The 14134-nt window shown below is 44.9% G+C and carries 14 protein-coding genes; 11 read left to right on the forward strand and 3 right to left on the reverse strand.

What is annotated here, in order from left to right; genetic code table 11:
* Window positions 1-64 precede the first annotated feature (64 nt).
* Window positions 65-664 carry a short chain dehydrogenase gene (locus J2Z37_RS20300; RefSeq protein ID WP_209812145.1) on the forward strand — a complete coding sequence of 200 codons (600 nt, stop codon included), beginning with the start codon at window positions 65-67 and terminating at the stop codon, window positions 662-664.
* 82 nt (window positions 665-746) lie between these two features.
* On the opposite strand, the gene J2Z37_RS20305 is transcribed toward J2Z37_RS20300, so the two are convergent.
* Window positions 747-926: a hypothetical protein gene (locus J2Z37_RS20305; RefSeq protein WP_209812146.1), complete on the reverse strand. Its 180-nt coding sequence runs from the start codon at window positions 924-926 to the stop codon at window positions 747-749.
* A gap of 150 nt (window positions 927-1076) precedes the next feature.
* On the opposite strand from J2Z37_RS20305, the gene J2Z37_RS20310 reads away from it, so the two are divergent.
* The 7 genes from J2Z37_RS20310 to J2Z37_RS20340 all read left to right on the forward strand — a co-directional run bounded on the left by J2Z37_RS20310 (window position 1077) and on the right by J2Z37_RS20340 (window position 8005).
* Complete coding sequence (locus tag J2Z37_RS20310) at window positions 1077-1490, forward strand: Rrf2 family transcriptional regulator (protein ID WP_209812147.1); 414 nt, start codon at window positions 1077-1079, stop codon at window positions 1488-1490.
* A 92-nt stretch (window positions 1491-1582) separates the two neighbouring features.
* A complete protein-coding gene (locus J2Z37_RS20315) occupies window positions 1583-2455 on the forward strand; it encodes an SDR family oxidoreductase (protein WP_209812148.1) in 873 nt (290 codons plus the stop codon).
* Between the two features lie 223 nt (window positions 2456-2678).
* On the forward strand, window positions 2679-4418 hold the full coding sequence (locus tag J2Z37_RS20320) for a 2-oxoacid:acceptor oxidoreductase subunit alpha (RefSeq protein ID WP_209812204.1): 1740 nt from the start codon (window positions 2679-2681) through the stop codon (window positions 4416-4418).
* Between the two features lie 4 nt (window positions 4419-4422).
* On the forward strand, window positions 4423-5289 hold the full coding sequence (locus tag J2Z37_RS20325) for a 2-oxoacid:ferredoxin oxidoreductase subunit beta (RefSeq protein WP_209812149.1): 867 nt from the start codon (window positions 4423-4425) through the stop codon (window positions 5287-5289).
* Between the two features lie 12 nt (window positions 5290-5301).
* Window positions 5302-6084 carry an enoyl-CoA hydratase/isomerase family protein gene (locus J2Z37_RS20330; protein ID WP_209812150.1) on the forward strand — a complete coding sequence of 261 codons (783 nt, stop codon included), beginning with the start codon at window positions 5302-5304 and terminating at the stop codon, window positions 6082-6084.
* Window positions 6085-6108: 24 nt separating this feature from the next.
* A complete protein-coding gene (locus tag J2Z37_RS20335; RefSeq protein WP_209812151.1) occupies window positions 6109-7263 on the forward strand; it encodes an acyl-CoA dehydrogenase family protein in 1155 nt (384 codons plus the stop codon).
* A 157-nt stretch (window positions 7264-7420) separates the two neighbouring features.
* Window positions 7421-8005 carry a helical membrane plugin domain-containing protein gene (locus tag J2Z37_RS20340; protein ID WP_209812152.1) on the forward strand — a complete coding sequence of 195 codons (585 nt, stop codon included), beginning with the start codon at window positions 7421-7423 and terminating at the stop codon, window positions 8003-8005.
* A 38-nt stretch (window positions 8006-8043) separates the two neighbouring features.
* Here J2Z37_RS20340 and J2Z37_RS20345 read toward each other — a convergent pair whose 3' ends face one another.
* Entirely contained in the window at window positions 8044-9498 is a 1455-nt protein-coding gene (locus tag J2Z37_RS20345) for an MFS transporter (RefSeq protein WP_245204017.1), read from the reverse strand.
* 103 nt (window positions 9499-9601) lie between these two features.
* Window positions 9602-11017 (reverse strand): Na+/H+ antiporter NhaC family protein, encoded by a 1416-nt coding sequence (locus J2Z37_RS20350; RefSeq protein WP_209812153.1) that lies wholly within the window; start codon window positions 11015-11017, stop codon window positions 9602-9604.
* A 120-nt stretch (window positions 11018-11137) separates the two neighbouring features.
* On the opposite strand from J2Z37_RS20350, the gene J2Z37_RS20355 reads away from it, so the two are divergent.
* Genes J2Z37_RS20355 through J2Z37_RS20365 form a run of 3 tightly spaced genes read left to right on the forward strand, consistent with a single transcriptional unit; the run spans window position 11138 to window position 14131 of the window.
* Window positions 11138-12736: a spore germination protein gene (locus tag J2Z37_RS20355; RefSeq protein ID WP_209812154.1), complete on the forward strand. Its 1599-nt coding sequence runs from the start codon at window positions 11138-11140 to the stop codon at window positions 12734-12736.
* 4 nt (window positions 12737-12740) lie between these two features.
* Entirely contained in the window at window positions 12741-13901 is a 1161-nt protein-coding gene (locus J2Z37_RS20360; RefSeq protein ID WP_209812155.1) for a Ger(x)C family spore germination protein, read from the forward strand.
* Entirely contained in the window at window positions 13898-14131 is a 234-nt protein-coding gene (locus J2Z37_RS20365; protein ID WP_209812156.1) for a hypothetical protein, read from the forward strand. Before J2Z37_RS20360 ends, J2Z37_RS20365 begins: the two co-directional genes overlap by 4 nt.
* Window positions 14132-14134 lie beyond the last annotated feature (3 nt).

A 14134-nucleotide genomic window follows, 5' to 3' on the forward strand; every position in this document is an offset into this window, starting at 1 on the left:
TAGGGGAGTATTGTATTATGAGGGTAATAAAAAAGAATTGTGTAGTGGAAAGGGAGGATTTAAGATGAGAATTCTTTTAGTAGGTGCTACGGGTACCATTGGAACTGCTGTTATGAATGAATTAGCATCACAGCATGAAATTATTTCAGCAGCTCGAAGTGAGGCGGATGTCTTGGTAGATATCACATCACCCGAAAGTATTACAGCCATGTATCAAGCCATTGGGAAGGTAGATGCTGTCATAAGTACGACGGGGAATACCTATTTTGGATCCCTTCAAGAACTGACTCCGGAAAACAATGAGATTTCCATTGAAAGTAAATTAAAAGGGCAAATCAATCTGGTTCTCCTTGGAATGAATCATGTAAATGATCGGGGGAGTTTCACGTTAACTACAGGGATCATCATGGATGATCCTATCGCTGGTGGAGTATCGGCGGCATTGGCCAATGGAGCTATAAAATCTTTTGTTGAGGCAGCAGCGCTTGAAATGCCTCGAGGCATACGTATAAATAATGTAAGCCCAAATGTTGTCCTAGAATCATTAAATAAGTATGGCCCGTATTTTCCCGGTTTTGAGCCCGTTCCTGCAAGCAGGGTGGCGAGAGCTTTTCGAAAAAGTGCTGAGGGTATACAAACCGGGCAAACTTATAAGGTATATTAAAACGATCCATATCCACTTCTACTATAAATTTACTGGCTCTGTCCCAAAGAGAAAACCCCTGATCATCAGGGGTTTCCTCTTTCTAAATCAAGGTAACCGACGACGGCTCCCTAATCTCTAGTGGCTCTTCCACATCAAGAGGTGTTGTAACTTCCAAAATCGGTGGTTCATAACCAGATCGATTTGTCAGATCTTGAATCGGACTCATCTCTTTGGGTGTTCCCAGCTGATTCAGAACGGAAGAAAATTTTCCTTTAGCCACCATCCCACCTCCATCTTATAGTATTTACAAAAGGGTAAAATTTATTGAAAAAAGGAAAGCTTAATGGTGAATGGATAAGGGGTTCACTAAAGAATAAATTGACATATTGCAGTTCGTGTAACTATAATGGTTACAACGGTGGTGGTTTAATTGAAACAAATAAGCACCCGCTTTTCAATTGCTGTCCATATCCTTTCCTTGATTGCTGTCAGTTCAAACTGTACCGGGGATTTTATTGCGGGTAGCGTGAATACCAATCCCGTCGTCATTCGAAGAATTATGGGAATGTTAAAGAAGGCGGGTTTGTTGGATGTACGCGCTGGTGTAGGCGGTGCCTTTTTACTGAAAAGTCCTGAACAAATAACCCTGCTTGATATTTATCGGGCTGTGAACGTGACAAAAGAGGATCAGTTGTTTCGTATACATGATGACTCCAATGTACAATGTCCAGTCGGAAGAAACATTGAATGGGTTCTTCAATCAGAATTGAAAGAAGCACAATCCGCTATGGAACAAAGGTTGGCACAAACAACACTGAGCCAGCTGACAGCTAGGTTCAAATAATGAGAGCTCCTCAGGAGCTTTTATTTTAGCTCCAGTTGTAACTGATCCTGTTATAACAACCACCATTACAACAAATTATAGGGGGAAAAACAATGAAACTATTAGTTACAGGTGCCACCGGGAAACTCGGGACGAAAGTGATTGAGACCTTGTTGAAAACAGTCCCAGCAAATCAATTGGCTGTCAGTGTGCGGAATCCCGAAAAAGCGGAGAGATGGCGGGCGCTGGGAGTGGAAGTTCGGCACGGAGATTTTGACCATCCAGAAACGTTAGATACGGCCTTTGCAGGGATTGATCGACTATTAATCATATCGGCGGATGGGGACAATGAGACAAGGATCCGTCAGCACACGGCTGCAGTGTCCGCTGCCAAGCATGCTCAAGTTGGATTTATTGCCTATACCAGTTTGGTCAATGCAAAGGAGAGCAAGATGTTCCTCGCACCTGTCCACCGTGTCACGGAGGAAGCCATTTTGAAAACAGGCATTCCCTATTGCTTCCTGCGAAACAACTGGTACCTGGAAAATGAAATCCCAAGCATTCAAGGGGTTATGGCAGGAGCCCCTTGGGTTACGTCAGCAGGATCTGGAAGAGTAGGATGGGCACCACAGCAAGATTATGCGGAAGCGGCAGCAGCGGTTTTAGCAGGAAACGGCCATGAAAATTCCATCTATGAACTTACCGGTAAGCCGTTCACTCAAGAAGAATTCGTATCGGCTTTGGGCAAAGTTTTAGGGAAGGAAATACCTGTCCAACAGGTCGATGACGAAGTCTATGCGGACATTATTAAAGGAGCTGGGGTGCCGGAATTTCTCGTTCCTTTCCTTGTAGATATCCAGAAAGGAATCCGCGAGGGCGCATTGGATCTCGAAAGCCATGATTTTGAAAAACTGCTAAGCCGCCCAGCAACCCCGATTGATCAGGCCTTAAGTCAAATTGTAAGTGGAATTGGGGCGACGGAGTAATTACTAAAAGACCGACCTTCTGAATTAATGGAGGTCGGTTTTTCACGTGTACCGCTTTTAATCCTCTACATTGTGTTGAGATGAATAGCAAAAAAATTTTTCCGTTGTTTGATCGTAATTATAGAGGATACTATTAATTTAATTTTACATATAACTATGAATTTTTGTAATATATAGATATAAGGAGCGGGCTGACCCGTGAAAACAGGGGGACCAAATGAATATAAAATCAGAAGTTTCTTGCCTTGTGGGTGGCATGCAGGGAGAAGGAATTGAAAGTGTTGGTGAAATTTTAGCCAAGGCATTAGGGAGAAATGGGTACTACCTCTTTGGTTATCGAAATTTCTCCTCGCGAATCAAGGGTGGTCATTCGGATTTTCATTTACGAATCGGCAAAGATCCGGTTTACAATGCCTCTGAGCGGTTTGAGCTTATTCTTGCTTTTGACCATGAATCCATTGAACTGCACCAGAGATCATTAATAGATGGGGGCGTGATTCTGTTTGACCCAAAGACGGTAAAGATAGACCAAATCACTATCCGGGGAGGAATTCAGAGTATTGCGTTTCCATTTAGTGATATGGCTGCAGAATTGGGCAGTAAACAGATGAAAAACATGGTTGCAGTGGGAGCGGCTTGTGCGTTGTTCGACCAGCCGATTGGGGTGTTTGGTGATGCCGTTCGAGAACAATTTGCAAAAAAGGGAGAAGCCATCGTCGAAAAAAATATGGCAGCCGTAAAAAAGGGTCATGAATTTTTACAAGAGTTGATGGATACTCGCTTTCCCTTAGAAAAACAACCCCAATCCGGACAACGTCTATTTCTGTCTGGCAACGACGCCATTTCAATTGGCGCAGTGCTCGGCGGATGCCGCTTTATGGCTGGCTACCCGATCACACCAGCATCGGATATTCTGGAGAATTTGGTGCAGATGCTGCCCAATTACGGTGGTGTGGCTGTGCAAACGGAAGATGAACTGGCGGCGATTGCCATGGTTATTGGTGCCGGATATGCTGGAACCCGTGCGATGACTGCCACGGCCGGGCCAGGCATTTCCTTGATGCAAGAGGCAATTGGCCTCGCGGGGGCTACCGAAACGCCAATTGTCATTGTGGACACGCAACGGGGCGGCCCAAGCAGTGGAATGGCAACCAAAATCGAACAAAGTGACTTACATGCGATGATAACTGGTACGCATGGGGAAGCTCCACGAATCGTTCTAGCGCCAAGCACGGTGGAAGAGGCGATGCTGGACATGCCAAAGGCCTTTAATTTAGCTGAAAAATATCAATGTCCGGTGTTTGTGGCATCAGATTTGGTCTTGTCCACTTCGAAACAAACCTGTGAGATGGCGAATTTGCAGCTGGAAGACATTCAAATTGATCGGGGCAAACGGGTTGCAGAGACTGAACTCGCTATGAGTGGTGATCGCGTCTATAAGCGTTTCGCGATTACTGACGATGGGATTACAGCCCGAAGCATTCCCGGGCAAAAGAAGGGGATGCATCATGTAACAGGGATTGAACATGGACCGACGGGACATCCCAGTGAGAATCCCGCTAATCGCGTGGCACAAATGAGCAAAAGGGCGAGAAAATTACAGTGTGTTCCGATGAATGATGCGATTAAATATGAAGGAATTCCGCAGGCAGAGGTCTTACTCATCGGTTTTGGATCGACATATGGGGCGATCCGTGAGGCAAGATTGTGGATGCAAAAAGAAGGGGCTGCTGTTGGGCATGTACATGTGCGAATGCTACACCCGCTCCCTGCTGCTGAAATCTCTCAGTATACTGAGAAAGCGAAGACCATCATCGTTGTCGAGCAAAACTCAACAGGCCAACTGGCAAACCTATTAAAACAGCACATATCAATACATGCGAAGTTGCACCCATGTCTTAAATTTGATGGTGTTCCGATTTCTCCATCGGAAATCACATCGTTTTGTAGGGAGTTGATATAAAAAGATGGCAACATTACATGACTATCGGATGGATATCACGCCTAATTGGTGCCCGGGGTGTGGGGATTTTTCAGTGTTGGCTGCGATCCAAAAGGCTGCGGTGAATTTAAATATTGAACCGGAAAATTTCGTGCTGCAATCAGGGATTGGTTGCTCCGGAAGAATTTCAGGATACCTGAATGTGTACGGCATGCACACCATGCATGGGCGATCCCTAGCTGTGGCACAAGGTGTCAAATTAGCCAACCGAGACTTAACAGTTGTTTGTGCGGGAGGAGACGGGGATGGCTTTGGCATTGGGGGAAATCATTTTGTTCATGCGGCTAGAAGAAATATCGACATTACTTACATTGTCATGGACAACCAAATCTATGGGTTGACGAAAGGACAGATGTCTCCAACAAGCCCGAAAGGATTTTTAACCAAATCAAGCCCTGAGGGAAATCCGGAAAGCCCGATTTCTCCCCTACAATTAGCTTTATCTGCAAATGCTAGTTTCATAGCCCAGGGTTTTTCCGGAGATATCAAGCACATTACTTCCTTGATTGAACAAGGGATTCGCCATAAAGGATTTGCTTTTATTAATATTTTCAGTCCATGTGTGACCTTCAATAAGGTTTTTACTTATGATTTTTTTAAACAAAACATTGTGAATTTGGATGATGATCCACAGTATGATTCTACGGATCGCACTATGGCTTTTGATAAGGTAGAGCAAACGGATGGGTTTGTGAAAGGGCTGATTTATCGTAAGGAACGCATGGACTTTGTAGATGCATTGCCGGGAAGATCGGGGAAGGAAAATCTATCAAACCAGGATTTACAGTTAAGCGCTGATCAAGTGCAGAACTTGTTACAGCGATATATGTAAAGGGGTGGGGAAATGTCATTCGTTCAATGGAATAAAGTCGGTTCTGAGGGAATGATTGCGGAGATTATGCTCAACCGGCCAGATGCTAGAAATGCATTTAATACCCAAATGGCAAAAGAATTAATTGAAATTTCTGGATTGGTGGCTCATTCTGATGCGAGAGCTGTTTTAGTGACTTCATCAAATCCCAAAGCGTTTTGTGCGGGTGCGGATCTAAAAGAAAGAAATGGAATGACCGAGCAAGAATGGCGCGATCAGCATCACCTTTTTGAACAAATGTTTTATGCCATTGCAGACCTCCCACAACCTTCGATTGCTGTTGTGGATGGTTATGCGTTAGCTGGAGGATTTGAAATTGTTTTGAATTGTGACATGATCGTTGCTGCAAACACAGCTACCTTTGGCCTTCCGGAAGTTACGCGGGGAATTATGCCGGGCGGCGGGGGTTCACGCTTATTGGCTAAACGGATTGGTGTGCATCGGGCAAAAGAGTGGCTATGTTCAGGGCGATTTGTAACTGCGGAGGAAGCGGATCGTGCGGGATTGGTGAATCGGTTGACGGATTCCACCTTGTTGAGAGAAGTCGCGCTCGAGTTAGCTGAACGGATCGCGAAAAATGCCCCCATTGCTGTCCAAAACTGCATAGCTGCGGTTGAAGCCTTATATGGCATGAACGATCTTGAAGCACGAAAAGAAGAGCTTGTCTACTATAACCGTTGCCTTGATACCGAGGACCGGCATGAAGGGGTACGTGCCTTTGTAGAAAGGCGCCCACCCAAATTTAGGGGAAGATAAACGATTTTAATTGGGGGATTGGTGATGGATAAAAGTTTTCTTGATGAGTTAAGACAAGGGGTACGTGCAGTATGCGGTGATTTTCCTGATGCCTATTGGAGGGAGTTGGATGAAAAGCGTGCTTACCCCGAGGATTTTGTGAATGCTTTAACCGCTGCAGGTTTTTTGGGTGCTTTGATCCCTGAGGAATATGGCGGTTCCGGATTAGGGATCACGGAATCCTCTGTCATATTGGAGGAAATCAATCGTTCCGGAGGAAATGCCGGGGCATGTCATGCCCAGATGTATACGATGGGGACCTTGCTGCGACATGGGTCTGAACAGCAGAAACAAAGGTATCTTCGGAAGATTGCCGATGGTTCTTTGAGGCTTCAGGCTTTTGGAGTAACCGAGCCCAACACCGGGACAGATACCACCCAGTTGAAAACGACAGCCGTTCGGAAAGGGGATAAATACATTGTCAATGGTCAAAAGGTGTTCATATCGCGTACCGAATACTCGGACCTAATGCTCCTCCTTGTCCGAACCACACCATTGGACCAGGTTAAAAAACGTACGGAAGGTCTTTCTGTACTTTTGGTCGATCTACGTGAAGCGGTAGGCAATGGGCTTACCATTAAACCGATTCGAACGATGATGAACCATGCCACTACGGAACTATTTATTGAGGATTTGGAAGTTCCAGTGGAAAATTTGATTGGCGAAGAAGGAAAAGGATTTTCCTATATTTTAGATGGAATGAATGCAGAGCGAATCTTAATTGCAGCAGAGTGTATCGGGGATGGACGCTGGTTCATTGAACGGGCAGTAGGGTATGCAAATCAGCGGGTGGTCTTCAAGCGGCCGATCGGCGAGAATCAAGGCATCCAATTTCCCATTTCAAGGGCCCATGTCAATCTTGAAGCAGCGGATTTGATGCGCTTCCGTGCAGCAGAACTCTTTGATGCTGGGCAGAAATGTGGGGCGGAAGCAAATATGGCGAAACTGTTAGCCGCAGATGCCTCATGGGAAGCAGCGAATGTCACGCTGCAAACGCACGGCGGATACGGATTTGCCGAGGAATATGACGTGGAGCGCAAATTCCGCGAAACCAGGCTATACCAAGTCGCACCGATCTCGACAAATTTGATTCTATCCTATGTGGCTGAACACGTCCTGGGCTTGCCGAGATCGTATTAAATTGTTTGCATGAAAATCAATCCTGGAGTAATATTGAATTGGCACATATTAGTGGATAGTTTACAAAGGTATCCTTTTCTTGTTAAGGATGGCTTCCTTTGTGCAGTTGGGTATGATAAAAATAGAGATATAAAAATAGGAGAAAGGAAGAGGATCAATGTCAGTAGAAACGAAGCAACAAGAGGCTGGACAAGATCAATGGCTGAATGAATTGGCTAAGCCGGAAGTGCAGGAAGCACTTGCTGTTATGATTCAAAAATTACCAGAACTTAAAGATACAGTGTTGAAAATTGAACAGGTAGTAGGGAAAGTTTCCAACGTGGCAACAGATATGGGAACGATTGATTCCCTGGTTCAACCTGTAGATAAAGTCTCTAAGGTTCTGTTAAATCCAGAAACATTGGATGCTATTGTCATGATGGTTGATAAATTGCCGAAAATTGCAAAAACCTTAGAAATGCTTGATAAGATTTCCCCTTTTGTAGAGGCATTCACGGATAAGGATAACCTGAAAGGGATTGCAGGACTTGTGGAAGTATTTGCCTCCCCGGTAACGGAGCGGGTGCAGGATGGAATTTCCATGGTGAAGGAAGCAAAAGAACGGGCTGATCAAAATACCACGACGATTTCTCTGTTTGGTATGATGAAGATCTTGAAGGATCCAGCTGTTCAAAATGGCTTTAAATTTCTTCAGGCTTTTCTTGATGTATCCGCTGAAAAGAAGGCGCTCAACAGAGGGTAGTTTAAAACTAAAAAACGGAAGAAAGCCAGAGGGACGGATCAACAATGACCACCCCTCTTTTTTTTCAACCGAAAAGAGGAAATTAGCGCACCGACGAGACAGACACCCATCGCCGCCCAAAACACCGTATGCAGGGACTGTAACATATAGACTTGATCTTGACCTGTCACTGCTTCGTTAATATCAACATGGCCTGCCAAACGGTTCATTTGAAAGGAAAACAGCGATACAGAAAAAGAAATACCAAGAACCATGCCAATATTTCGTACAAGCGCATTTAAGCCACCCGCCGTGCCGAGTTTCGGCTTTGGTACAGAACCCATTACACTTGAGTTGTTTGGGGATTGAAACATCCCACCGCCGAGTCCAAACACGGCCAAATGAAGGGCAATGATCCACGGCGACTCATCAATCGTTAAGGTGTTTAATAGGGCAAAACCCAGGGCATTAATGAATAGTCCGCCCGTCGTAAGCCAAGAGGAGCCAATCGAATCAGACAACCAGCCGGAGATTGGAGCGACTATTGCCATCATCAAAGGATAAGCCATCATCGTATAGCCTGTTAAGGATGGGGTATAATGAAGCACATTTTGCATATAAAAAGGCATCATCACGTTTGTACAAAACAGCGAGATGAATGATAATAGTGCAGCAATATTGCCAATGGCAAAGGCTGGGATGTGATAAAGGGAAAAGTCCAACATCGGAAAGGCTGTTCGTTGCTCCCACAGGTAAAAAACGAGGAAAGCCAAAAGAGCGAAGCCGCCAAAAGCGATGGTTTGTGTCGAACTCCACCCCCAATATTCCGCATTGGACACAGTATATAAGAAAGATACCATCCCGATAATGAACAAGCTTGATCCAACATAATCGAATGGTTTTTTTTCCTTCTGTGATTTATCCTTGGGCAGAATATACCATCCAGCGACAAAAGCGATTAACCCAATCGGGATATTGATCCAGAAAATGGAAGGCCATCCTAAGCTCCCGACAAGCAAACCGCCAATTCCTGGTCCGGTTAGTGAGCCGATTGATACCACCGTTCCGGTAATCCCCATTGCCCTGCCGCGACCCTTTTCCCCGAAGGTTTCCGCCACAATTGCTTGACTATTTGACATGAGACAGGAAGCACCAATCGCCTGGATGATACGGGCCGCAATCAGAGCACCAAGTGATTCGGATAGACCGCACCCCGCAGAACCAACTGTAAAGATTAAAAAGCCGAAATTATATACTTTTCCCCGGCCGATCATATCTGACAGTTTCCCGATAATTGGAAGAGTAGCACATATGGTAAGTAAGTAAGCAGTTAACACCCATTGAACAATATGCAAAGGGGATTGGATCTCTGCTGAAATGGTTGGCAGAGCGACGTTTGCAATGCTTCCATCCAAGGTCGCCATAAACGTCCCTAATGATACGTTGGCAAGAATGAGCCATCGTCGCTTATGATCATTTTCCTCGTTGACTGGACGCCGAACAGCCTTAATCAACACAAATCACCCTTTCCCCATGAAGACCTTGCCATATTTCTTTTCTCTTTGTTGACTATATCAAGCCCCGTAAGATCAGGCAAGATCCCAATGTATCAGTTCTTTAGAGTAAAAAACTGATACATAGGTAGGCGAGAACCGTAAGGACTGCCGTGATTAATGCGATCCTTAATTTATATTTTGCATAATCAATAATCGACATCTCCATGATGGAGGCAGTGGTAATCGTGGTGTCTCCAATCGGTGAGGCAAAAGCACCAAAGGTACCACTTGCAAACACAGCACCTGCTGTAAGTGGAATGTTGGCTCCTGTTGCTGCGGCCAAGGAGATTCCCAATGGCATAAACAACCCCCACGTCCCCCAGGAAGTTCCGATAAAATAAGAGACCAAGGAGCCTAGAACAAAGACGATGGCAGGTACCGCAAACTTCGGTACAAAAGTGCCCAAGGTCGAGGAAACAAATTGCGAGAATCCTAGATCTTCTGCAGCGAGGGAAGTGGACCAGACCAGAATGAGTAGAAGAATCGCTGTCATCAGCTGATTGCCCCCATCAAAAAAATGAAACATCATTTCCGGGAGTTTTTCCCTCCGCACAAAATAAAAAATAAAGGTAAACAAAAGGGTAATAAAAATCGCCAACATCATGACAAAAGTAGCGTCTGCCGCGGCAAAAGCCTCTAACCAGGTTTGTCCTCCTTTTGCCCGACCATCCTCCCACAGCAAATACAAAGTTAACACCAGTAGTAGGAGCAAAGGAAGAGACAGATTCCACGGTTGAGCCCTGACAAGTGACAATTCTTTTTCGATCCCAGCCCGATGCAGTACATTCTGTTCATCTTCCCCTGTATCCCCCGTTAATTCCTGCTTCACAGCCGAACTGGATCGAAATGTAGTAAAAATCCCAATGAACAGCAAAATGATGGCAAAAAAATTAAACAGAATGCTGTAGAGAAAAACTTGGTACGCACTGCCTGGGATCCCGTTTTGCTCCATGGCCCCCCCGACAACCGAAACCATGAAGCCAACAAAGGCGGTAGCCACTGGCAGCAGCACAATAATAGGCTCGGTAGAAACATCCAGAGCATAGCTGATTCTTCTTTTACTTATTTCAATTCGTTCGGACATCGACTTAAGCACCGGCCCGATCATCATTATCCGAAACATCGGGGTCATAAAAGTAAAAGGAATCGTGAGCCAGATCAACCAGATCAGTCCCCGCTCGGAGTGAACCCTGGAGCTTACCCACTGGGAAAACCCTTTAATCCCTCCAGATATTTGCATCATGCCAATCAACCCACCAAAAAGGTAAAGAAACGCGACAATTTTAATATTGTCCGCATTGGCCAAAGTTTGGATGATATAATCCACTGATTTTTTTAATCCCCCGGTAAGCGTTGGCTCTAAACAAAAGGAACCAACCAGCAGCCCAATCACCAAGGCAGGCATAATTTCCTTTAACCAGATGGCGATGGGAATGACCACTAAAAAGGGTAAAACGGAAAGCCACGTATGTTCCATCCTGACACTCCTCCTTTTCCTTTTAAGCTTGACCCAATTTCCTATTAGAATTCATTCCAAGAATAATTTTGGTTATATTCGCCAAAATTAAGTAGGTACCAATAATTGGGGGTCACTTTCATGAATAGGCGCAAACCTAAATCAAATAACACAATAGAAGAACTAAACTTGCGATACGTGGACGAGTTTAAAACCGTCTCGGTGAGTCCGAATCTTAAGGACAATTTAGCGCGAGTAAAGGAACTGGCTAAGGAAAATTCCGACTTTGTCATTCGTGAATTTCAATTAAAAGACAGTGTACCTGCTTTCATGTTTTATGTGGACGGTTTAGCGAGCGGTTCACAGGTAGATTTCGCCTTAAAAGAGATTATGATTCTAGAAGGTGGATTGTCTCAACTGTCTGCAATTGAAGACCATGTCCTAGCCGTATCCCAAATGAGTGATGCGGATAATTATGGGGATATGCTTATCGGAGTACTTGGGGGGGATACTGCCCTTTTTGTAGACGGAAACACAAAGGTTTGTTTGTTAGGTATGCGGGGTCCACATACGCGAGGGGTCAGTGAACCGGAACTTGAGACTGTTGTCCGCGGACCACGTGAGGGTTTTATTGAAAATATCCGAACAAATACCTCTTTATTACGCAGAAAACTTAAAACACCTTATTTAAAAATGAAGCCGATGGTCGTTGGGAAGCAAAGTAACACCAATGTGGTCATTACTTATTTAGAAGGGATTGTAGATCAAAACCTGGTTAAAGAAGTGGTCGATAGAATCGAGAAGATTGATATCGATGCCATCCTAGAAACGGGATATATCGAAGAATTTATTCAAGATAACGCATACTCTCCCTTTCCGCAAGTCCAATATTCGGAACGGCCGGACACTGTCGCCGCCGCATTATTGGAAGGGCGAGTGGCAATCATGGTTGACGGAACACCCATGGCGTTGATTGTTCCCGTCACTTTCTGGGCCCTTATGCAGGCCAATGAAGACTATTTTGAGCGGTTTCAACTTGCCACTCTAATAAGGTGGATGCGTTATATCTTTTTAGTTATTTCCTTGTTTGGAAGCGCAGCCTATATAGCTGTCAGTACCTATCATCAATCCCTGCTACCAACCTCCCTTCTGCTTAGTATTGCTTCTAGCAGGGATATGGTACCTTTCCCGGTGGTGGTCGAAGCTTTAATTTTGGAGATTTCCTTTGAAGCATTGCGGGAAGCAGGGGTACGACTGCCGAAAGCGATTGGCCAAGCAGTGTCGATTCTGGGAGGTTTGGTAGTTGGCCAAGCTGCGGTAGAAGCAGGGATTGTTTCGGCACCAATGGTGATAGTTGTGGCCGGGGCCGGGATCGCTTCCTTTACGATCCCTCGCTACAATGCCTCCATTGCAATACGGATGTTACGTTTTCCATTGATGATCCTAGCCTCCTTGTTCGGAATTTATGGCATTTTGATTGGCTTAGTATTGATTTTTGGACATCTTGTCAATTTACGTTCCTTCGGGATTCCATACTTGTCACCGACAAATCCGCTTTCGATCCCTGATCTAAAAGATGTGGCGTGGCGGGCACCGTGGTGGATGCAACAAGAAAGGCCATCTTATATGCCGTTGATGGATACGCGCCGGATGGGGGAACACTTGCCAAACGAAATTGCTGAACATGGGGGACAAAGCGGAAAAGATTTCGACCATGACCAGTCTGAAAAGGGGGATTAAACCGGTGTTTCAACGGATTTCCTTAATCTTTTTTTTGCTCTTCAGCCCATTGCTTTTAACGGGCTGTTGGGATCGTGTAGAAATTAATGATTTGGCCGTTGTTGTTGCCTCTTCATTTGATAAAGAAGGGGATATGTACCGTGTGGGGGTGCAAATTCCACTCGTCCGCCCATTGGGTGGAAAAGGACAAGGACCGGTCTTTTATATTGATTCAGAAACAGGAAAAACGGTACGTGATGCAGTCGACCGTTTGCAGCATCGAATGTCCCGGCAGATGATCTTTTCACATCGGCGCATTTTGATCGTTTCTGAAGAGGTCGCACGCGAAGGAATTCGACCCGGGTTTGATGAGGTCGCTCGACTTCCGGATAACCGCTTGACTGCCAACATGATTATATCGAAAGGGAAAGCGATCGATCTTCTTGGATCGAGTCCACAGTTTGAAAGTCTTTCCGCGGAGGCGATGCGGGAGATTGTGAAACTTCCTTTTGTTCTTCCTGTGAATCTGAAGGATACTGCCCAGGCCTTAAATAGAGAAGGGGTTGATCCCATTATTCCTTATATGGAAGTAACAGAGCCACAACCCAAGGGAGAAGAGAATAAAAAAGAGGTTCAACTTTCCGGATATGCACAGTTTAAGGAAGACAAGATGGTAGGTGTTTTTAAGGAAAAAGCTGCTGCGGGCTCCCATTGGATGCGCTCCCACTTTGTCACTTATATGACTACCCTTGAAATTCAGGAGGGGGATTCTAAAAAACCAATTACCATAAGAGTAACGAGTGGACAAAGCAAAATTATCCCACGGATTGAAAATGGGAATCTTTCTTACGATGTGAAGGTGGAAGCCGTAGGAGCGGTGCAGGAAAGTATGCTTACAGAAGATTTGCGTTTTGAAAAAAATCAGAAAAAGGTAAGTCGTGAATTTGAAAAAGATATTAAAGAGAGTATTGAGGCATTTGTGGAGCAAGCCAAGGAAAAGCAAACAGATCCCGCCTATTTAGGAGTGCTCTTATCTCGGGCCTATCCGAAGGAATGGAAAGAAAATTATTCCAAACAATGGAGGGGTATGCTTCGGGATATTCCTTTTCATATTGAAGTGAAGGCCAGTGTAGAACGATTAGGGCAAATTACAGAGAATATTACAAAGGAGAGCAACCGATTTTGAATAACCTTTACTTTTTTATTGTGATTGTGGGGATCTTGCTGACTTGGAAGATGGATTCCTCCATTCGAAAACAGGCAACAGCCGCGGGAAAGTGGATTGCTGTAGGATTTTTGATTCTGGCGATGGTTGCTGCTTTCTTTAAAAAATTTGATATCCCTATTACGATGCCTGGAGAATTATTGATCCAATGGCTTGTTCCTTGGATGAAATACTATATTACACAGGGGTGACTC

The sequence above is a fragment of the Ammoniphilus resinae genome, assembly GCF_017873965.1.
In the GTDB taxonomy this organism is placed as follows: domain Bacteria; phylum Bacillota; class Bacilli; order Aneurinibacillales; family RAOX-1; genus Ammoniphilus_A; species Ammoniphilus_A resinae.

Excerpts from the sequence above, each read along its gene's own strand:
- J2Z37_RS20300 (WP_209812145.1), top strand. The coding sequence starts at position 65 with ATGAGAATTCTTTTAGTAGGTGCTACGGGTACCATTGGAACTGCTGTT.
- J2Z37_RS20315 (WP_209812148.1), top strand. The coding sequence starts at position 1,583 with ATGAAACTATTAGTTACAGGTGCCACCGGGAAACTCGGGACGAAAGTG.
- J2Z37_RS20325 (WP_209812149.1), top strand. The coding sequence starts at position 4,423 with ATGGCAACATTACATGACTATCGGATGGATATCACGCCTAATTGGTGC.
- J2Z37_RS20330 (WP_209812150.1), top strand. The coding sequence starts at position 5,302 with ATGTCATTCGTTCAATGGAATAAAGTCGGTTCTGAGGGAATGATTGCG.
- J2Z37_RS20335 (WP_209812151.1), top strand. The coding sequence starts at position 6,109 with ATGGATAAAAGTTTTCTTGATGAGTTAAGACAAGGGGTACGTGCAGTA.
- J2Z37_RS20340 (WP_209812152.1), top strand. The coding sequence starts at position 7,421 with ATGTCAGTAGAAACGAAGCAACAAGAGGCTGGACAAGATCAATGGCTG.
- J2Z37_RS20350 (WP_209812153.1), bottom strand. The coding sequence starts at position 11,017 with ATGGAACATACGTGGCTTTCCGTTTTACCCTTTTTAGTGGTCATTCCC.
- J2Z37_RS20355 (WP_209812154.1), top strand. The coding sequence starts at position 11,138 with ATGAATAGGCGCAAACCTAAATCAAATAACACAATAGAAGAACTAAAC.